The 20,125-nt window shown below is 38.5% G+C and carries 15 protein-coding genes; 7 read left to right on the forward strand and 8 right to left on the reverse strand.

The window, feature by feature from the left end; genetic code table 11:
- Positions 1-124: 124 nt before the first annotated feature.
- The 4 genes from ACOOWA_RS13000 to ACOOWA_RS13015 all read right to left on the reverse strand — a co-directional run bounded on the left by ACOOWA_RS13000 (position 125) and on the right by ACOOWA_RS13015 (position 8,304).
- Positions 125-2,173, reverse strand: coding sequence for a heavy metal translocating P-type ATPase (locus ACOOWA_RS13000; RefSeq protein ID WP_421375781.1), 2,049 nt, complete (start codon positions 2,171-2,173; stop codon positions 125-127).
- A gap of 16 nt (positions 2,174-2,189) precedes the next feature.
- A complete protein-coding gene (locus ACOOWA_RS13005) occupies positions 2,190-3,437 on the reverse strand; it encodes an efflux RND transporter periplasmic adaptor subunit (RefSeq protein ID WP_421375783.1) in 1,248 nt (415 codons plus the stop codon).
- Between the two features lies 1 nt (position 3,438).
- Complete coding sequence (locus ACOOWA_RS13010; protein ID WP_421375785.1) at positions 3,439-7,803, reverse strand: CusA/CzcA family heavy metal efflux RND transporter; 4,365 nt, start codon at positions 7,801-7,803, stop codon at positions 3,439-3,441.
- Positions 7,804-7,941: 138 nt separating this feature from the next.
- Positions 7,942-8,304, reverse strand: coding sequence for a DUF6660 family protein (locus ACOOWA_RS13015; RefSeq protein WP_421375787.1), 363 nt, complete (start codon positions 8,302-8,304; stop codon positions 7,942-7,944).
- Positions 8,305-8,632: 328 nt separating this feature from the next.
- Here ACOOWA_RS13015 and ACOOWA_RS13020 point away from each other — a divergent pair, with 328 nt between their 5' ends.
- The 3 genes from ACOOWA_RS13020 to ACOOWA_RS13030 all read left to right on the forward strand — a co-directional run bounded on the left by ACOOWA_RS13020 (position 8,633) and on the right by ACOOWA_RS13030 (position 13,347).
- Complete coding sequence (locus ACOOWA_RS13020) at positions 8,633-11,098, forward strand: glycosyl hydrolase family 95 catalytic domain-containing protein (protein ID WP_421375789.1); 2,466 nt, start codon at positions 8,633-8,635, stop codon at positions 11,096-11,098.
- Between the two features lie 301 nt (positions 11,099-11,399).
- Positions 11,400-12,434 carry an SDR family NAD(P)-dependent oxidoreductase gene (locus ACOOWA_RS13025; protein WP_421375791.1) on the forward strand — a complete coding sequence of 345 codons (1,035 nt, stop codon included), beginning with the start codon at positions 11,400-11,402 and terminating at the stop codon, positions 12,432-12,434.
- Between the two features lie 97 nt (positions 12,435-12,531).
- Positions 12,532-13,347 (forward strand): helix-turn-helix domain-containing protein, encoded by an 816-nt coding sequence (locus ACOOWA_RS13030; RefSeq protein ID WP_421375792.1) that lies wholly within the window; start codon positions 12,532-12,534, stop codon positions 13,345-13,347.
- A gap of 24 nt (positions 13,348-13,371) precedes the next feature.
- On the opposite strand, the gene ACOOWA_RS13035 is transcribed toward ACOOWA_RS13030, so the two are convergent.
- Positions 13,372-14,160 carry an SDR family oxidoreductase gene (locus ACOOWA_RS13035; protein WP_421375794.1) on the reverse strand — a complete coding sequence of 263 codons (789 nt, stop codon included), beginning with the start codon at positions 14,158-14,160 and terminating at the stop codon, positions 13,372-13,374.
- Positions 14,161-14,310: 150 nt separating this feature from the next.
- Here ACOOWA_RS13035 and ACOOWA_RS13040 point away from each other — a divergent pair, with 150 nt between their 5' ends.
- The 4 genes from ACOOWA_RS13040 to ACOOWA_RS13055 all read left to right on the forward strand — a co-directional run bounded on the left by ACOOWA_RS13040 (position 14,311) and on the right by ACOOWA_RS13055 (position 17,439).
- A complete protein-coding gene (locus ACOOWA_RS13040) occupies positions 14,311-15,141 on the forward strand; it encodes an AraC family transcriptional regulator (protein WP_421375795.1) in 831 nt (276 codons plus the stop codon).
- 85 nt (positions 15,142-15,226) lie between these two features.
- The gene (locus ACOOWA_RS13045) at positions 15,227-15,793 is read left to right on the forward strand and encodes an ester cyclase (protein ID WP_421375797.1); all 567 of its coding nucleotides are present in this window, start codon (positions 15,227-15,229) and stop codon (positions 15,791-15,793) included.
- 21 nt (positions 15,794-15,814) lie between these two features.
- A complete protein-coding gene (gene ygiD, locus ACOOWA_RS13050; RefSeq protein WP_421375799.1) occupies positions 15,815-16,705 on the forward strand; it encodes a 4,5-DOPA dioxygenase extradiol in 891 nt (296 codons plus the stop codon).
- Positions 16,706-16,725: 20 nt separating this feature from the next.
- Positions 16,726-17,439, forward strand: coding sequence for an alpha/beta hydrolase (locus tag ACOOWA_RS13055; RefSeq protein ID WP_421375801.1), 714 nt, complete (start codon positions 16,726-16,728; stop codon positions 17,437-17,439).
- A 74-nt stretch (positions 17,440-17,513) separates the two neighbouring features.
- On the opposite strand, the gene ACOOWA_RS13060 is transcribed toward ACOOWA_RS13055, so the two are convergent.
- The 3 genes from ACOOWA_RS13060 to ACOOWA_RS13070 all read right to left on the reverse strand — a co-directional run bounded on the left by ACOOWA_RS13060 (position 17,514) and on the right by ACOOWA_RS13070 (position 20,057).
- Positions 17,514-18,137 (reverse strand): hypothetical protein, encoded by a 624-nt coding sequence (locus ACOOWA_RS13060; RefSeq protein WP_421375803.1) that lies wholly within the window; start codon positions 18,135-18,137, stop codon positions 17,514-17,516.
- A gap of 134 nt (positions 18,138-18,271) precedes the next feature.
- The gene (locus tag ACOOWA_RS13065; protein ID WP_052194246.1) at positions 18,272-18,760 is read right to left on the reverse strand and encodes a nuclear transport factor 2 family protein; all 489 of its coding nucleotides are present in this window, start codon (positions 18,758-18,760) and stop codon (positions 18,272-18,274) included.
- A gap of 121 nt (positions 18,761-18,881) precedes the next feature.
- Entirely contained in the window at positions 18,882-20,057 is a 1,176-nt protein-coding gene (locus ACOOWA_RS13070; protein WP_421375805.1) for an iron-containing alcohol dehydrogenase, read from the reverse strand.
- Between the last annotated feature and the right edge of the window lie 68 nt (positions 20,058-20,125).

Genomic DNA, 20,125 nt, shown 5'->3' on the forward strand with positions numbered 1-20,125 from the left:
TGTATTTATACTATCACTGGCAGCAATTTTAGGCATTAGATAAATATATTAAGTATTAACACACAAATAAGATGAACAAACAATGTTCAGAAATTATTTGCTCAGGATACCTAAAGAACTATCTTTAGAATTTCATTTTCTGAATTCTCACAGCATTCAAAATTGCCAGCAAAGCAACTCCCACATCCGCAAAAACAGCTTCCCACATTGTTGCTAATCCTCCAGCTCCGAGAACGAGAACAACGCCCTTTACGGCAAAAGCAAGAATGATATTCTGCCAGACAATTTTTCTGGTTTGTTTTCCGATATTGATTGCCATCGGTATTTTGGAAGGTCTGTCATCCTGAATCACCACATCAGCGGTCTCAATGGTTGCGTCGCTTCCAAGTCCACCCATTGCAATTCCGACATCACTTAAAGCAACAACCGGCGCATCGTTCACACCATCGCCCACAAATGCAACGGTTTCGTTTCGGGATTTGATCTCTTTTACCTTATTGACCTTATCTTCCGGAAGTAAGTCGCCAAAAGCATTATCGATTCCTAACTGTTGGGCTACAAATTTTACCACTGTACTTTTATCGCCACTCAGCATTGTCACTTTTACATTCAAACTGTGTAATTTTTCCACAGTCTGTTTTGCATCATCCTTTATACTGTCTGCAATAGTAATATGACCCGCAAATTTTCCATTATATGCAATTGCAATTACAGTATATATAATTTCTGATGGATTCACATCATATTTTATATTGAACTTATCCATCAATTTAAAATTCCCTACAAGCAGTTCTTTTCCTTTAACAATTGCCTTCAGTCCGTGTCCTGCAATTTCTTCCGTATTCTGAAGATCTAAGGACTGGTCTATTTCTCCTACATAGTCGTGAATTGCCGTGGCGATTGGGTGTGTACTTTTGCTTTCCAAAGCATTTACCATTTTCAACAGTTCATTCTTATCATATTCGGGTTTGATGTTGATTTCCTGAACCTTAAAGACGCCCTCAGTCATCGTTCCTGTTTTATCCATCACAACATTCTGAATATTGGAAATAATGTCTAAAAAGTTACTCCCTTTAAACAAAACACCATTTTTGGAAGCTGCGCCGATTCCTCCGAAATAACCCAAAGGAATACTTATGACCAAAGCACACGGACAAGAAATTACCAGAAAAATCAATGCTCTGTAAAGCCAGTCTCTGAAAGTGTAATCATCTGCGAAAAAGTACGGCAGAAAACATATCAGTACCGCTAACGCTACAACGATCGGCGTGTAAATTCTTGCAAATTTTCTAATAAAAAGCTCTGTCGGTGCTTTCTGAGCTGTTGCGTTCTGCACCAATTCCAGAATTTTACTGAGTTTGCTGTCTTCATAAGCTGTTGTTACTTTGACCTGAGCAATAGTCTGAAGATTGATCATTCCAGCTAATACAGATTCTCCTTTGCTTTTTGTGTCAGGTTTGCTTTCGCCAGTCAAAGCAGCAGTATTAAATGATGCTGATTCACTGATTAATTCCCCATCCAAAGCTAATTTTTCTCCAGATTTCAATTGGATGATATCACCAATTTTTGCCTGATCTGCAGGGATGATTTTAGGCTGATCGTTTTCAAAGATGGTAACTTCGTCAGGACGCTGATCCAACAGAGCCTTGATATTACTTTTTGCTCTTGAAACTGCAAGCGTCTGGAAAACTTCTCCAACGCTGTAAAACAACATTACGGCAACACCTTCCGGATATTCGCCAATTGCAAAGGCACCAACTGTTGCAATGCTCATCAGAAAAAACTCAGAGAAAATATCGCCTTTTGCAATGCTTTCAAAAGCTTCCTTCAAAACCGGCAGACCTACGGGAACATAAGCAACCCCATACCAGACAATTCTGACCCAGTCTTTGAACCATTCCTGCGGGATGAAATTATCCATTGTAATTCCTGATAAAAGTACCACAAAAGAAACAATAGCCGGCAAAAACATCTGGAATGTTGTTTTATCAGAATCATCATTGTTGTGATCGTGACCATCGTCGTCGTTATGTTTTTCAGGTTTGCCTTTCTTGGGAGAACAGCATCCGTCATCCTCGATTATTTTTTTGACACCTGCATCTTCGTAAATTTTATCTTCCTGTGGAGTTGTTTTTTTCTCAGGATGATTTTCGTGATTTATGTTATTTGACATTGTAATTTTTTTTTGATTAATGTTCGTGCTCTCCGGAATTACTCAGTTTCGCATTCACGAAAAAGGCCCCCTTCACCACCACTTCAGCATCTCTTGAAATTTCATTAACGGTCGTAATGGCCGTATAGCCCATATCCGAAGAACCTTTTACCACTTCTATCTTTTCAAAATTAATGGTTTTTGAGCCTTTTTCGGGCGCTTTCTTTTCTTCTTGATGTTTGCCCTCTTCTTCGTGATGCCCTTCAGGCTTTTTGTTTGTTTTAATGAAAATATAATATTTGCTGTCGGCTTCTACAATCGCTTCATTAGGAACTGCCGGCGTAGTGCTTTTATCAAGGCTTACGATTCCGGTAATGTTCATTCCATCGATCAATCCAGATTTGTTTCCTGTGACTGAACAGTGAACTGAGATAGTTTTGCTGTCATTTTCGAAGGATGAACCGATACTGTAAATTTTTGCATCGTATTCAGTTTCCGGATTATTGGTCAGTTTAAAATGAACAATTTGTCCGACTTTCATTTTAGGCAGATCATTTTCAAAAACCTGTAGGTCTAAATGTAAAGAACCATTGTCAATCACTTCTGCAACAGGCGATGAAATATCAACATAACTCCCTATCTGCGAAGAAATATTACTCACCGTTCCGCTGATTGGCGATGTGATAACCAAGCCTGATTTCAAATTTCCATTGCTAATATTTGCAGGATCAATTCCCATGATCTGAAGCTGTCTTTGTAACGATGAACGTTGTGTTCGCAGGGTTTTCAGTTCAGCATCTGAACTTTGAAGATTTTTCTTGGCTCCGGCGTCATTATCAAACAATTCTTTCTGTCTTCTGTATTCCTGCTCGGCAAATGCAATTCTGCTTTTTACAGTCAGATATTGCTCCTGCAACTGGATGTACTCCGGGTTTGAAATTGAGGCAATCACCTGCCCTTTTCTTACAAAATCCCCGATCTGAACATTCAGTGTTTTAATAATTCCGCCGTACATAGACGTGATGGTTGCTTTGTTATTATTGGGAACCCGTAATGCACCATTTGCTTTGATTGTCGAGGTAAGTTCTTTCATTTCGATTTTCCCCAAAGTAATTCCGACCGCTTTCATCTGTTCTTCCGTTAGGCTTGCAATGGTTTGTGGAGCTTCCTCGCCGTGTTCTTCGGTTTGATCGGTTTTAATTTCTGATTCAATATTTGAATCTTTCTTTCCGCAGCTTATGAGAAAGACAAAGGCAAAAGCAGTGTAGACGATATAATGTTTCATTTTATTGATTGATTAAAGAATTAATGGTGATGACAGATTGATTTACCTGTTGAATGGATTCCAGATATTTTAGCTGAATGTTGGTGGCTGTCTGTAAGGCAAAAAGATATTCGACGTAAGAAATTTCTCCGGTTTTGTATCCGAGTTGTCCTGCTTTCACGATTTTATTTGCATTTGGCAAAGCCTGATCGACGTAATATTCATATTGTAGAACATCCTGCTGGTATTGGCTTAATGCATTTTCCAACTGAGCGGTCAATTGTTTCTGCTGCAATTTCGCATTGGATTCTGCCATTTGCTTCTGATAATCCAAAGACTGAATTCTCGCTTTTGTTGCTCCAAAAGTCAAAGGAATTGAAATACCGATGTTGGCCACATTAAAACGGTTTCCAGCATTATAATATTTTTCCTGACCATTCACGGTATGAAAACCAATAATCGACTGGTTTGTGTAACCCAAACTGAATTCCGGTAAGCCTTGTGACTTCTCCACATTCTTATTTTTCTCGGCAATTTCCATTTCCTGATAGAAAGCTTTAACCGTTGGATGATTGGCAATGGCGGAACTGTCAAGAACATATTCCGCTTTCAGTGGCTGATAATTTTTATTGAGTGGAATCTCGATTTCATCATCTGTATTGAGCAGAGTTTTCAGATTTTTGTAGGCATTTTTCAGATAAATTTTATTTTGATTCAATAAAAGATTGATTTCTCCTTTCTGAGTTTCCGCCATACTGATCTCAATTTTCTTGATGTCCCCTGCATTGAATCTTACCGTTGCAATCCTGATAAAATCCTGATACAAACTATCGAGTTTCAGCAGTTTTGTCTGATTGTAATGCAGATATTCAATCTGATAAAAGTATGTTCTAACCTGTTTTGCGAGTTCGTTTGCCGTAATTTCTCTGCTGATCTGTTTTCCCTTAATTTCTTCAATAATCAAATCCTTTCTTGCTTTAAACAAAGTCGGAAAAGGAATACTCTGAGAAATCGAAAACGACTGGTCAAATTTTGGACTGTTATATTGTCCCAACTGCGCATTGAAATTCATTTTCGGAAGTTCATTGGCCGTTGGTTTTAAAGCTTCTGAAACTTTAATATCCAAATCTTTGGACTGGATTGAATAATTATTGCTCAACGCCATTTCTGTTGCCTGTTCTACCGTAAGCGTTTTCGTGGTTTGAGCGGTATATGTATTTCCAAAAAATAAAAATCCTAAAACGACAACCGTTGTCAAAGGTTTCATTTTAAAATGATTCTTTCTGAATTTAGTATTAAAAATAATATATAACATTGGTAAAACGAATAATGTGAGGAACGTTGCTGTGATTAAACCGCCAATCACGACGGTTGCCAAGGGTTTCTGCACTTCTGCTCCGGCTCCGGTTGAAATGGCCATCGGAAGAAATCCTAATGAAGCCACGGCTGCGGTCATTAAGACAGGTCGAAGTCTTGTTTTGGTTCCTTCAAAAACACGTTTCAGAATATCGGTTTCGCCGTCTTTTTCCAGTTGGTTGAAAGTTCCGATGAGAACGATTCCGTTTAAAACTGCAACGCCGAACAAAGCGATAAAACCAATTCCGGCACTGATGCTGAATGGCATATCTCTTATTAACAATGCGAATATTCCACCAATGGCACTCATCGGAATGGCGGTAAAAATCAATCCAGCCTGTTTGAATGATTTAAATGTAAAATAAAGCAGCAGAAAAATGAGAATCAACGAAACCGGAACAGCAACCATCAACCTTTTGCTCGCAGCCTGAAGATTTTCAAATTGTCCGCCATAGGTGAAGTAATATCCCGAAGGCAACTTGATTTGCTTATCCAATTTTGCCTGAATATCATTAACCACACTTTCCACATCGCGGTCTTTGACATTAAAACCGATGACAATCCTGCGTTTCCCTTCTTCACGACTGATTTGTGACGGGCCAAGTTTATAGCTGATATTTGCCACCTGAGAAAGCGGAATCTGATTTCCTGGGCTTGTCGAAATCATCAGATTATTGACGTCATCAATATTGGTTCTGTGAAGGCTGTCTAAGCGTACAACCAAATCAAAACGTCTTTCATTTTCAAAAACCTGACCTGCAGATTTTCCGGCGAATGCGGTGCTTAATGTATTATTAACGTCTTCGATATTCAGTCCGTAATTTGCCATTCTTGTCCGGTCATATTCCACATTAATTTGAGGAAGTCCGCTGATACGTTCAATTTGCGGCGCTGTTGTACCGTCAACAGTCTGAATAACTTTATTTACTTTTTCAGCATAAATGGCAAGAGAATCCACATTCTCACCAAAAATCTTTACGGCCACATCCTGCCTGATTCCTGTCATCAGTTCATTAAACCGCATTTGTATTGGCTGGTTTTTCTCAAAGAAAACGCCGGGAATCAGTTCCAGTTTTTCTGAAATCTCATCTGCCAGTTCATCATAAGATTTTTTATTTTTCCAATCACTTTGTGGTTTAAGAACAATAATTAAATCAGTAGCTTCCGGCGGCATCGGGTCGGTAGGAACTTCGGCTGAACCTGTTTTGCCGACGACCATTTTCACTTCATCAAATTGTTTGATAATTCTTGAAGCCTGCATTGATGTTTCCACACTTTGAGAAAGCGAACTTCCCTGTGGTAAAATACAATGGAAAGCAAAATCGCCTTCCTGCAATTGCGGGATAAACTCGCCACCCATTCTCGAAAAGATAACAATACAAATCGCAAATAAAATAACTGTGGCAGAGACGATGATGTATTTTAACTTTAAAGCTTTTCTTAATAACGGCTGATAAAAACTTTGCAGCTTATTCATCATTTTATCAGAGAAAGTTTCTTTCGTCGAAACCGTTTTAGATAAAAATAAGGCACTCATCATTGGAATGTAGGTTAATGATAATATCAACGCTCCTAAAATGGCGAAGCCAACCGTTTTTGCCATTGGCGTGAACATTTTTCCTTCGACACCGACTAATGTTAAGATTGGAATGTAAACGATTAAGATAATAATTTCGCCAAACGCTGCGCTGTTCCTGATTTTCGAAGCAGAAAGGAAAACTTCTTCATCCATCTCCAACTGCGTTAGTTTCTGAGTAGATTTTCTTAATCCTAAATGATGAAGTGTGGCTTCTACAATGATTACCGCGCCATCGACAATTAATCCGAAATCTATTGCTCCGAGACTCATTAAGTTAGCACTTACGCCAAAAACATTCATCATTCCCAAAGCAAAAAGCAATGCCAAAGGAATCGCAGAAGCAACAATCAATCCTGCTCTAAAATTACCTAAGAATATGACCAGAACAAAAATCACAATCAAAGCACCTTCAATAAGATTTTTCTCAACTGTGTTGATGGCTCTTCCAACCAAATCGGTTCGGTCAAGAAACGGTTCGATCACCACATCACTAGGCAAAGATTTTTGAATAGTCGGGATTTTATCTTTAATTAAATTTACCACTTCATTACTGTTGGCACCTTTCAACATCATCACAATGCCACCAACAGCATCAACCTGACCATTATAAGTCATTGCACCGTAACGGAGCGCACTTCCCAATCTAACATCAGCAACATCTTTTATAAAAATCGGAACACTTCCTGTTTTATTAACGATAGCAATATTTTTAACATCCTCCAAAGAAGTCACAACGCCGATTCCACGGATGAAATAAGCATTTGGTTTTTTATCTATGTAAGCACCTCCAGTATTCTGATTGTTTTTTTCCAAAGCCGTGAAAAGATCCGTGATGCTGACTCCCATTGCTCTCAAGCGATTGGGGTCAACAGCCACTTCATACTGTTTCAGTTCACCTCCGAAACTGTTGACTTCCGCAACGCCGGGCGTTCCGTTCAGCTGTCTTCTGACGATCCAGTCCTGCATTGTGCGCAGTTCTTTGGATGAATATTTCTTTTCGCTTCCTTTTTTCGGATGGAGAATATATTGGTACACTTCGCCCAAACCTGTACTTACAGGCGAAAGTTCTGGTGTTCCAACGCCATTCGGAATCTCCTCAGCGGCTTCTTTTAAATTTTCACTGATGAGCTGACGGGCAAAATAGACATCAACATTTTCTTTAAAAACAACCGTAATCACAGACAATCCGAATCTTGAGATACTTCGTGTTTCCTCAATATCAGGAATATTGGCAATGCTCTGTTCAATCGGAAAAGTGACCAACTGCTCCACTTCCTGTCCGGCCAATGTTGGACAAACGGTAATAATCTGTACCTGATTATTCGTAATATCAGGAACAGCATCTATTGGTAATTTGGTGGCGCTCCAAACGCCCCAAATAATCAACAACAAGGTCATTATGCCAATGACGATCTTGTTCTTGATGCTAAATTTTATGATTTTATCTAACACAGAATTTGATTTAATTTTTTATTGAAATTGCTGTCGAATAATGAGCAGAACCAGTCCAGATCATCATTCAGAATACAGCAAACGTAATGTTTGAGACAATGCATCAACTGTAAAGTCTTTCAAAAAATCGATAAAAAATTAAATTTTGGGAGGCTGCCAGATGTGGTCATAAACCAGATAGGCAATATTATCCTTATGAAAAAGAATTTTATTTGAATAATAGAATTGAACGTGAGAAGGAATCTCTAATAAAGGTTCAATCTTGAATGCAGTAACTGTAATTTGACAGCAACTGCAAAAACAAAATGGAGAACAGACGTCATCTTTCTTATCCGAATGAGGATGCTGCTCAGTCATTGAAACTTGAGAATATGCGCGTTGTGAAGAAGACTGCGCATCAACATCACTGCACGGCATTACGAGCAATGAGATGAAGTAGATTGTCAATATGAGCCTGAGAACTTTCACTTGACAAAAGTATAAAAAATAGTTTGCATACATTCAATATCCCCTTCAAATCAAATAACTTAATGTTGAATTCAATTTAAATAAATGTAAAAATTCTGCGTAATCGATTACTTTTTAATGTAATCCTTGCGGTTTTTGGTCAATTAAATGAACTTAGAGAAACGTCAAATCATTAAAAATAATCAATATTAAAATCAAATAAAATAAGACAACTACCTGAAAATCAAAATAAAAATTAACAAAAAATATATACTTATCATATAATTAAAGATATGAGCTGATATCATCTAAAATCATTAGTTTTAAAACCATATCCTGTCATTTCAAACTAGCAACAGACTGAAACTTTAATTCATAAAAAATGATCAGAAGTAAAATAGCATATTTTATCGTCGGAACAGTGCTGACAATCTCCGTTCAAGCACAGCAGAATTTAAAATTAACTTATAACAAAGCTGCAGAAAACTGGAACGAGGCGTTACCCATCGGAAACGGAAGATTGGGTGCAATGATTTTCGGTGGTGCCATCCAAGAACATCTTCAGTTGAATGAAGAAACCATCTGGGCTGGTGAACCTGGAAATAATGTTCCCAAAAATACTTTTGACAGCATTCAGAAAGTAAGAAGACTGATCAACGAAGGGCAGTTTGAAAAAGCGCAGAACCTTACCAACAACACGTACCCAAGAAACGCTGCGAAAGATTTGAATTACGGGATGCCTTATCAGACAATGGGAGATCTGTTTTTGGATTTTAAAGGACACGAAAATTTTAAAAATTACAATCGGACCTTAGATATTGAAAAAGCCATCAGTACGGTTTCCTACGACGTCAATGGAGTGACCTTTAAACGTGAAATTTTTTCTTCATTTGCAGATAATGTGATCTTGATCAGATTAACTTCCAGCAAAAAAGGAAGTCTGAATTTCAATATCAATGCGTCTACTCCACATCTTAAAAAATCGATTTTTACAGACAAAAACCAATTGGTCACCAACGGAACCAGTGGCTCGGTGGATAACAAAACAGGAAAAGTTAATTTTAAAACGGTAGCCCTTCCAGTTTTAAAAGGTGGAAAATTAACATCTACAAATGACCAACTCACTATTTCTGGTGCGGATGAAGTGGTAATTTATGTTTCCATTGCTACTAATTTTAAAAGGTATAATGACCTAAGTGGAAATCCTGACGCCAGAGTTTCAGAATATTTAAATAAAGCTTTAAATAAAAAATATGATGATGAACTTAAGGCTCATATCGATCACTATCAGAAATATTTCAAACGTGTAAGTCTTGATCTGGGAACAAATGAACAGGCTAAAAAAACAACCGACATCAGAATCAAAGAGTTTGGAAATTCCAGCGACCCGGATCTGGTGGCCTTGTACTTTCAGTTTGGACGATATCTCCTCATTTCTTCTTCACAGCAGGGAACGCAACCCGCAAACCTGCAGGGAATCTGGAATTATCAGCTGAATCCGGCCTGGGACAGCAAATATACCGTGAACATCAATACGGAAATGAATTACTGGCCTGCAGAAAATACTAACCTTTCCGAAATGCACGAGCCTTTATTTGATATGATTCAGGATTTGTCGGTTACCGGACAGGAATCTGCCAGGGAAATGTACCACGCAAGAGGCTGGAATATGCACCACAACACAGACCTTTGGAGAATCACGGGAGTTGTGGACGGCGGTTTCTACGGAATGTGGCCAATGGGCGGCGCGTGGCTGACCCAACACGTCTTGAATCATTATCTCTATACCGGTGACAAAGAATTTCTGAAGAAAAACTACGAAGCTTTGAAAGGCTGTGCGCTGTTTTATCTGGATGTTCTACAGCAAGACCCGTCGAAAAAATACCTCGTGGTGTCGCCGTCAATGTCCCCCGAAAACAAATACTTTAAAAATGTAAGTATTACCGCTGGAACTACGATGGATAATCAGTTGGTGTTTGATGTGTTTAATAATTTCATCAATGCTTCTAAAGCCTTAAATCAGGACAAAGGTCTTTCGGATCAGGTAAAATCGGCGTTAAACAAACTTCCTCCAATGCAGATCGGAAAGCACGCCCAGTTGCAGGAATGGCTCACCGATATGGACAGAACCGATGATAAACACAGACATATTTCTCATCTCTACGGATTGTTTCCGTCAGGACAGATCTCACCTTTCAGAAATGCGGAGCTGGCTGAAGCAGCAAAGAACTCTATGATTTACCGAGGTGATAAATCCACCGGTTGGTCGATGGGCTGGAAAGTCAATTGGTGGGCAAGATTACTAGATGGAAACCGCGCTTTCAAACTGATTTCAGACCAGTTGACGCCTGCGCCGATGGAAACCAAAGGTCAATCGGGAGGAACTTATCCAAATTTATTGGATGCACATCCACCGTTTCAAATCGATGGAAATTTTGGCTGTACTTCCGGAATTGCCGAGATGTTATTACAAAGTTATGACGGCTATCTTTATCTTTTGCCTGCACTTCCCGATGCATTGCCAAATGGCTCTGTAAAAGGATTAAAAGCAAGAGGTGGTTTTGAGATTGATATGGACTGGAAAAATTCGAAGATGACAAAAGTAACTATCAAATCTACATTGGGTGGGAATGCAAGAATCAGACTCGCAAAGGATATAAATTTAAAATCAAAAACGGATTTCAGTCCTGCAAAAGGTGAAAACCAAAACGAGTACTACCAAATCAATTCGATCAAAACACCTTTAAAATCAGATAAAGCTACAATGAAGGGATTCGCAGTTAAAGAAACTCAACTTTTTGACTTTGCTACAGAGAAAGGAAAAACGTATGTTTTTGAGGTGAGATAATCTAATCTTAAACCTGAACTAAAACTTCTGATCAATATTTTTATCAGAAGTTTTTTTGATTAAAAAAATACTTTTTATAATTTTAAATAAATAATTGCAATCCATTCTCTTTTCAAATGACTTAATGACAGTTTATCGCATTGGATATTATATTTCATTAAGTCATTAAGATTCTTAAATACCATAGCACCAGCCTAAAATAAATAATTACTACGACCTATAAACAAAGTAAAACACGACTTCTAAACAAAGTTAATCTTTACATATGACTCTAAATTTGTCCTAACAAAAAAAGATTTATATGTCAAACAACAATTATCAAGGTGCATTACAGCAACCGATCAACTCAGGATTTGATGGTTCTTCAACTTCAACAGAAGTGATCAAAGGAATCGATCTTGCAGGAAAAACAGCTATCGTCACTGGTGGTTATGCGGGGATAGGACTAGAAACCGTCAAAGCATTGGTATCAGTAGGAGCAACAGTGATCGTCCCGGCAAGAGATATAGAAAAAGCCAAGAATAATCTGGCAGGGATCGCTAAAGTGGAGTTGGAAACAATGGATTTGATGGATCCCGCTTCCATAGATTCATTCGCAGAAAAATTTATCGCATCCGGAAGACCATTGCATCTTCTGATCAACAATGCCGGAATTATGTGGGTACCGCTGCAAAGGGACGGTCGTGGTTATGAATCCCAATTATCGACCAATCATCTCGGTCACTTCCAATTGACTTCCAGACTATGGAAGGCCTTGGTCAAAGCCGATGGCGCAAGAGTGATCAATGTTTCTTCCTGGGGACACCATTATTCAAAGTTCAATTTTGAAGATCCAAACTTTGAAAACCGTGACTACGAAAGCTTGATGGGCTATGGTCAGTCCAAGACCGCCAATATCCTGTTCTCGGTAGAGCTGGATAACAGAGGTAAGAATTTCGGTGTAAGAGCTTGTTCATTACATCCCGGAGCCATTGTAGAAACAGATCTGAAAAGACATCTTACAGATGAACAACTTTCCGCATTAGGGGTTTATGATGAGAATGGTAACGTCGTGAGAGATGCATTGAAAGGATTAAAAACAATTGCTCAAGGTGCTTCTACAACCGTTTGGGCAGCCACCAGCCCCGATTTAAATAAAATAGGCGGTGTGTACTGCGAAAATAACAATATCGCTGATGTTGACCACACTATAGATGAGAGCCCAGAAAATTTTGCAGATAGAATGACGGATATCAAAAAATTATCAGGTGTTTTAGATTATGCCCTGGATGAAGCATCGGCAAAGAAGCTGTGGATACTGAGCGAGAATTTAACCGGCGTCAGATTCACAATTTAGCAGATTCTAGAAACGTACAACAAAAGTTAAAATAAAATCATATCAGGGCAGAAAATGCTCTGATATGTTTTTTGTAAATTTGATAGATTTAAGTTTTATGTCAGAGAAAAAACAAAACAACTATGCTGAGATCGTTCTTGCCTGCATAGAGGAAAAATATTTCAAGGATGAAATTGTTCTGGAGCACCACTCTTTTGTAAAGATCATCTCAGGTGAGATGAAGATCATTCTTGCAGACCAAACACACACTTTTGGAGCCGGAGATATGCTGCTGTTTCCGAGAAACCAATTATGTACGCTGATCAAATATCCAAAGGACGGCAGAAACTACAAATCTGTGGTGATGACTCTGACCACCGAGAGGCTGAAGACTTTTTTTACTAAAAATCCCATCAGATCATCAGAGCAGCATCAGCAGAAGATCCTCACGTTTCAAAAAAACCCTTTGCTGGACAGTTTCTTTTCCTCAATAATACCCTATTTTGAATTGGAAAGTGAACTCCCGGAAAAAATCACGGCCTTAAAAATAGAAGAAATACTGACCATTCTTAGGAGCATTGATCAAAATATAGACGGTATTCTGTCGGATTTCTCAGAACCCGGGAAAATTAGTATTGCAGATTTTATGGAAAAGAATTTTATGTTCAATATGGCGATTGAAAAATTTGCGTACCTCACTGGCAGAAGTCTGACGACCTTTAAAAAGGATTTTAAGATCGCTTTTAAAACCACGCCACAAAAATGGCTTACACAGAAACGTTTGGAACTGGCATATTACGAGTTGAGCGAGAAAAAAAGAAAGCCTGTAGATGTGTACTATGAAACAGGATTCGAAAACCTGTCGCATTTTTCTTACGCTTTTAAAAAGCATTTTGGTTACGCACCTACGAAGCTTTCAGAGCAAATGCTCTAAACCTTAGATGAGCTATCCATTAATTTAATAAGTGTTAGCCAAACCACCATCCAAAGGAATACTTATTCCTGTTATATAAGCTGCATAATCTGATGCTAAAAATGAAACCAGATGGCCATATTCTTCAGGCTTGCCCAAACGTTTCATCGGGATTTTGTTTTCTCTGGCTTTTCTGATTTCTTCAATGGACCGATTGCTGTTTTGTGACTCCGCTTTAATGAGTTTCTGAATTCTTTCCGTGTCAAAATATCCGGTAAGAATATTATTAATTGTTATATTGTACTGTGCTACTTCATTAGACAAAGATTTTGACCAAGCTGCAACCGCAGAACGGATAGAATTTGAAAGTACCAAATTGTTGATAGGTTCTTTAACGGATAATGAGGAAACGTTGATGATACGTCCATTTTCCTGTTTTATCATATGCGGTAACGCCAAAGAGGTCGTCTCACATACGGTCTTAAACAGCAGATCAAAAGCTTTCTGAAAATCATCCACGCCTTTATCGATAGCCATTCCCGGATCTGGTCCATTGGTATTGTTGACCAAAATATCGATTTTGTTTTCTTTAAAATAATCTGATATGATAATTTTAAAACCATCAAAATCAGAAAAATCAGTAACCAGATAGCGGTGTTTTTGAGGTTCATTGATTAAAGGAAGTTGAGCAAGACAATTCTTGAGCTTCTCTTCGTTTCGAGCCATTAAAGTGACGTTGGCTCCACATTTTGCCAATTCTGTTGCGATGCCCAAACCTATTCCTTGGGTTGCTGCACCAACAAGAGCATTTTTATTTTTGAGTTCAATATTCATATGGATTAATTCTAAAATTTTATAGACATAAATTTATCAAGAGATAATTTAAAAATACCGGTTTGGCTAAATCATTTATCTAAAGCTTCAGTACAAAATAATGATTGTTTTACCACAAATTTCATTAAATTTATTGTTTAAATTGGTAAGATGAATGACATTTTTAAAATGTTCAAAATTGATGTAGCTGAATCCCAAAGAATCAGCCAGTTGGACAACGAACCCCACAACCACGACTTTGAAGAACTGCTCATTGGAAAATCCGGTCAGCTGGAACATTTTATCGATTTTAAATCTCAGGTAATGGAAGCACCATTTGTCAGCTTCATAGCGCAGGGCAAAGTTCATAGGGTAAGACCGTTGGCAAAAGACGGAAAATGTGATATATGGGCTATTCGCTTTAAAAGCGAATTCATTGCAGATACTGTTTTTCAGCTCTACTCCACCTATCACGACAAAGCCAACATCTGTCTGAGAACGTATGAATGTTTTGACCGCCTGAACACCATCTGTGAAATTATTTTTCAGGAATACAATCAGCAAAATCCCGATTTGTCTGTCATCAGACAATTGCTTAGCAGTCTGTTTGCGATAATAGAATCAGAACGGAAAAAACTTAACCTTAATAATGATGAATCCAAAAAAATTCAGAGCAATACGTTCAAGAATTTTTTAAAGCTTCTGGATGAGCATTTTATGGAAGCCAAAGATGTCAATTTCTACGCAGAAAAACTTTTTATGAGCACCAGAAATTTGAATCTTATCTGCCAGGATATTCTGCATCAGAGTGTTTCTGAAATCATTGAAACCAGAAAACTGACCGAAGCAAAAAACTTGTTAATTACCACAGACAAAACGATTGCAGAGATTGGTTACGAACTTGGTTTTAATGAAAAAACCTATTTTACGCACGCTTTCAAAAAAAAATCGGGCTTCACACCTTCGGAGTACCGGAAGGAAATGGCGAAGATCATTTCCTAAAATCACAACTATTCTGCCGATTTGTGTTATCTCTTCATTCTGTTTGTTTCGGAAATTTGTACCATAATTTTTAAACAAACAAAAAATGAAAACATCATTCTTAACAAAAGGGTTAATCGCTGCAGCATTCATAACAATGTTCTCAGCCAACGCACAAACTAAAAGATCTGCTGAATCTGATAAAGCTTTAAAACAAATTAAGGAATTAGCTGCTTCCAACGAAATTATTGCAAAAAACCTTGCAACTTTCGACACTTTGGATTACACCGTATTCAGCAACAGAGACTGGACAAGACTTCACGAAAGCCACGCAAAGGATATCTTGGTACATTTCCCGGACGGGCACACTGAAAAAGGAATCGAGCAACACATCAAAACGCTGGATGCAATGTTCGTGTATGCGCCAGACACAAGAATCAAAGAGCACCCGTTGAAATTAGGAAGCGGAAATATGACTGCCGTGATGGGATATATGGAGGGAACATTCACAAAACCAATGCCTCTCGGGGACGGAACATTCATCCAGCCAACCGGCAAAAAATTCAAACTTCCAATGGCAACTATCGGAATATGGAATACAGACGGAACAATGAGTGAAGAATACTTATTCTGGGACAACAAGTCTTATATGGATCAAATTATGAACAAATAACAAATCTGGTTACAGGTTTTTATGAATAGAAAAGATTTTTTAAAAGCTATGGCACTTTTACCACTCGGAGCCGCTGCGATGAAACTCAATACATTGCACGGTCTAACTGACCACATGGCTCCCACCGAACGAATGCCGGTACTGTTTCTGGGACACGGAAACCCAATGAATGCTCTTGATGACAATGTCTTTACACAGGGATTTCAGACCGTTGCAAAAACACTACCGAAACCACGGGCAATCCTTTGCATCTCTGCACACTGGGAAACAAGAGGCACTTTTGTGACTGCAATGCAGCAGCCTCAAACGATTCACGACTTTGGAGGGTTTCCTCAGGCATTGTTCGATGTTCAATATCCAGCACCTGGAAGTCCGGATTTGGCTTTGGAAACACAGAAGCTTATCACTTCCACAGAAGTTGGACTGAATGAAGACTGGGGACTCGATCACGGATGTTGGACGGTTGTAAAATTTCTTTATCCCAACGCCGATATTCCTGTCATCGAAATGAGTATGGACTATACCAAAGGACCTGAATATCATTATGCTTTAGGGAAAGAGCTTTCTGCACTGAGAAGAAAAGGCGTTTTAATTATCGGAAGTGGAAATACCGTTCACAATCTACGAATGGCTGCTTGGGACAAAATGATGGTTCCAGGATATGCTTTTGACTGGGCAAAAACAGCGAATGAAAAACTGAAAAACCTCATCACAGACGGCGACCACAAATCATTGATAAGATATGACCAGTTGGGAAAAGAAATTCAAATGTCGATTCCTACGCCGGAACATTATCTACCACTACTCTACACGCTTGGATTGCAGGAAAAAGATGAAAAAGCAACCATCTTCAATGACGGTCTGGTTGCAGGCTCTCTGAATATGATGTCCGTAAAAATTGATAAAGCGTGATAAAAACTAAATATGTTTGGATGTCATTATTATTGACGTCCGTGACTTTAATGATTTTAAGTTTTAAAATGATAACAACAGAAAACAAACCGAGCTTACATTACTTGGTAAAACAGCCCAAAATAAAAACAGCAAGAACCCCATTGGTCATACTGATGCACGGTGTTGGAAGCAATGAACAGAATATGTTTTCTTTTGCAGATGCTTTACCAGACAATTTTTTGGTGGTTTCAGCAAGAGGACCTTTGACTTTGAGACCGAACAGCTATGCCTGGTTTCAGGCGCAGATTATGCCGGATCGTTCAATCATCAATGAAGAGCAGGCGGAAAATTCAAGAAAGGAAATTATACAGTTCATAGAGGATTTGAAAAATGTGGAGGACTTTGATGAAGAGCAGGTTTATCTGATGGGTTTCAGTCAGGGCGGAATTATGAGTTACAGTGTGGCTTTGACAGAACCTGAAAAAATAAAGGGAATCGCCGTGATGAGCGGAAGATTGCTTTCGGAAGTAAAACCATTGATTGTATCAGATGAGCGATTGAAAAAGCTGAACATCTTTATTTCCCACGGAACACACGATTCTGTTTTGAAGTTCGGATATGCGACAGACGCTGTTGACTATCTTCACAGTAAAGGTTTACAACCGGAGTTTCATCAATATCCGGAAGACCATACCATCAATCAGCAAATGTTGGGCGATGTGGTAAAATGGCTTTACTCTCAGTCTAAATAATCTCAATTATAATTAAAAAACAGGAGCAATTTAAATATTGCTCCTGTTTTTTTTTCAAAATGGCGGTACACATTTTATTGAGCAGGATAAATTTTTAAATTTCTAAAAAATCCTTCTGTTCCTATATCTACAAAAAGCCCTACAAAACCAGATGCGTCCGCACCCATTTTAAGGTCATTAACAATAAGATTCGGTTGTTTTGCATTGTCTATAAATAATTTCGCTTTAGCCCCTTTTACCTCAATTTTAAGTTTTATCCACCGGTTCAAAGCCATATCTGCGTAGGTTTCATACACACCAGGCGATGATTTTCTCGAATCCGTAAATTTAAAATCGGGATATGAAAAATACTGGATGCTTCGGTTTCTTCTCAGTTGGTCATCTGCCATTCCATTGGTCGGCCGGATGTAGATGCTCTCAAATCTGGAATTATCATCATTGATTCTAAATGCCAAACCGATAAATCCCCTGGCGTGCTCCGGCGCATCGGGAAGCAATCGGGAAAGAACTTCTACTTCTATGATTCCATCTTTGAATTTCACATCATTGATTTTTGCATAGGTTGCTTCATCATCTTTCACGACTGATTTTGACTTGATAACCTTCACCGCTTTCCTCCCATCAATTTTTTCTATTGAAACTGATGTCTGAACAGCTTTCAGATGGTTTGCTTCAAGACTTATGTTTTGTGCGGACATATTTGAACTGAGAATTAAGGTTAGCAAAAGAGATAAAAACACCCATAGATCATTCCGCTGATGATTTCCAAAAATAATTTTAGTCATAACTTATAGTTTAAAAAAAAGCCGGAAAAAATTTCCAGCTTGTTCATTTATTTTGATTTGTTGTACATATATCTTGCAATCTTCCATTGCCCGTTTACTTTTTTCAAAACAAAAGTTTCTCTGAAATCATCCTCTACCGTTTGGTTACTGGATTTAATAACAAAAGAACCTTTAGAAGTAGAAGCTACAAATGCATAATCTTTATCAACAACAACCTCGCCAATAGTAACATTCAGATTGTATGTGAAATTATCGAAAACATACTGGAACGTTCCTTTCACCTGTTCAGAACCTGTTGCGGTAGGAGCGCCCGGAGCCAGGAGGACACCTTCCGGTGTAAATAACGACACCACTTTTGAAGCGTCTGAACTGTTTAAGGCTGCAAAGTAATCTTTTACCAATTTTTCAACTTCTGCTTTTTCTGAATTTGATTTTGCAGAAACTGCTTTTGTACTTTGTTTTTGTGCAGTCATTGTGGAAGAGAATCCCATTGAAAGTGCGAACACTGCAAGTGCTGTAATTGCTGTTTTTTTCATAATTTTTATCATTAAATAATGAAACAAAACTATCGCTAATTTCTTGCAGAACTCTATAAACAAACTTAAGAAAAACCCTTAAACTAGTTTAAGGGTTTGCATTTTTTCTGGCCTTCAATAATTACAAAGCTGTATCTAAAAATTTTTCTTCGGAATAAACCAGACCTTCATAACAAGCATTGTAAATATCCTTCAACTCCTCAACCGTTGGTTTTCTTGGGTTGAAACCTGTACAAGGGTCCAGGAATGCATTGTTTGCCATAAAGTCGAGATTTTTGTCCCAGTCTTCACGAGAGATACCGAATTCTTTTATAGAAGCCTGATTATTGACCTCCGATCTTAACGTTTCGATAGCCTGAGCCAATTCTTCCGTAGTTTCTTTACCAATTACCTTTGCCAACTCTGGAAAACGGCTGCTTTCTTTTGCATTGAAACGGATGACATTCGGTAAGAAAATGGCGTTACAAGCTCCGTGTGGAAGACCAAACAAAGCTCCAACCTGATGAGATAGAGAGTGTACAATTCCCAACCACGCATTATTGAAGGCCAATCCTCCCATAAAGGAAGCATCGTGCATATTCTGACGTGCGATAATATTGTTCGGATTTTCTACAGCTTCTTTTAAATTGTCGAAGACGATCTTCAGACCACCTTTGGAAAGTGCATCGGCAAAATTATTGTCGATATTTGAAACATAAGCTTCCACGCAGTGCGTTAAAGCGTCTAATCCTGTATTGGAAGTTACGTGAGCCGGCATCGATGCGCAGATCTCGCCGTCGATAATTGCAACATCAGGTGTCAATTCGTAAGAAACAACTGGATATTTAACGCCTTTTTCACGGTCTGTGATCACGGCAAGTCCAGTAGTTTCAGTTCCGGTTCCGCTGGTTGAAGGGATCGCAATGAATTTTGCTTTCTGTCTTAAAGTTGGAACGCTGAAAGGTTTAATCATCGCCTCGAAATCAGCATCCGGATATTCGTAGAAAACCCACATCATTTTTGCCGCATCGATTGCTGAACAGCCACCGATCCCCACGATCCAGTCCGGCTGAAATTCTCTCATCATCTCTGCTCCTTTGAAACAGGTTTCTGATGAAGGATCTTCTTCTACGCCTTCGTAAATTTTGGTTTCTATTCCAGCTTCGTTCAGGTAAGCTACTGCTTTATCCAGAGTTCCGCTTTTTTTCATCGAGCTTCCTCCGGTCACTAAAACGGCTTTCTTACCCTTGATGTTTTGTAATTCTTCGAGACTTCCCGCTCCGTGAAATACCTCTCCTGCTATAAATAACTTACTCATTTCGTATTATATTTTATGTTAAAATTATAATACAAAGGTAGGTCAGCCAGAAAGCAAGGTGTTATATA

Source organism: Chryseobacterium sp. GP-SGM7 (assembly GCF_049166575.1).
GTDB lineage: Bacteria > Bacteroidota > Bacteroidia > Flavobacteriales > Weeksellaceae > Chryseobacterium.

Excerpts from the sequence above, each read along its gene's own strand:
- ACOOWA_RS13000 (WP_421375781.1), bottom strand. The coding sequence starts at position 2,173 with ATGTCAAATAACATAAATCACGAAAATCATCCTGAGAAAAAAACAACT.
- ACOOWA_RS13005 (WP_421375783.1), bottom strand. The coding sequence starts at position 3,437 with ATGAAACATTATATCGTCTACACTGCTTTTGCCTTTGTCTTTCTCATA.
- ACOOWA_RS13015 (WP_421375787.1), bottom strand. The coding sequence starts at position 8,304 with ATGTATGCAAACTATTTTTTATACTTTTGTCAAGTGAAAGTTCTCAGG.
- ACOOWA_RS13020 (WP_421375789.1), top strand. The coding sequence starts at position 8,633 with ATGATCAGAAGTAAAATAGCATATTTTATCGTCGGAACAGTGCTGACA.
- ACOOWA_RS13025 (WP_421375791.1), top strand. The coding sequence starts at position 11,400 with ATGTCAAACAACAATTATCAAGGTGCATTACAGCAACCGATCAACTCA.
- ACOOWA_RS13030 (WP_421375792.1), top strand. The coding sequence starts at position 12,532 with ATGTCAGAGAAAAAACAAAACAACTATGCTGAGATCGTTCTTGCCTGC.
- ACOOWA_RS13035 (WP_421375794.1), bottom strand. The coding sequence starts at position 14,160 with ATGAATATTGAACTCAAAAATAAAAATGCTCTTGTTGGTGCAGCAACC.
- ACOOWA_RS13040 (WP_421375795.1), top strand. The coding sequence starts at position 14,311 with ATGAATGACATTTTTAAAATGTTCAAAATTGATGTAGCTGAATCCCAA.
- ACOOWA_RS13045 (WP_421375797.1), top strand. The coding sequence starts at position 15,227 with ATGAAAACATCATTCTTAACAAAAGGGTTAATCGCTGCAGCATTCATA.
- ygiD (WP_421375799.1), top strand. The coding sequence starts at position 15,815 with ATGAATAGAAAAGATTTTTTAAAAGCTATGGCACTTTTACCACTCGGA.
- ACOOWA_RS13055 (WP_421375801.1), top strand. The coding sequence starts at position 16,726 with ATGTCATTATTATTGACGTCCGTGACTTTAATGATTTTAAGTTTTAAA.
- ACOOWA_RS13060 (WP_421375803.1), bottom strand. The coding sequence starts at position 18,137 with ATGTCCGCACAAAACATAAGTCTTGAAGCAAACCATCTGAAAGCTGTT.
- ACOOWA_RS13065 (WP_052194246.1), bottom strand. The coding sequence starts at position 18,760 with ATGAAAAAAACAGCAATTACAGCACTTGCAGTGTTCGCACTTTCAATG.
- ACOOWA_RS13070 (WP_421375805.1), bottom strand. The coding sequence starts at position 20,057 with ATGAGTAAGTTATTTATAGCAGGAGAGGTATTTCACGGAGCGGGAAGT.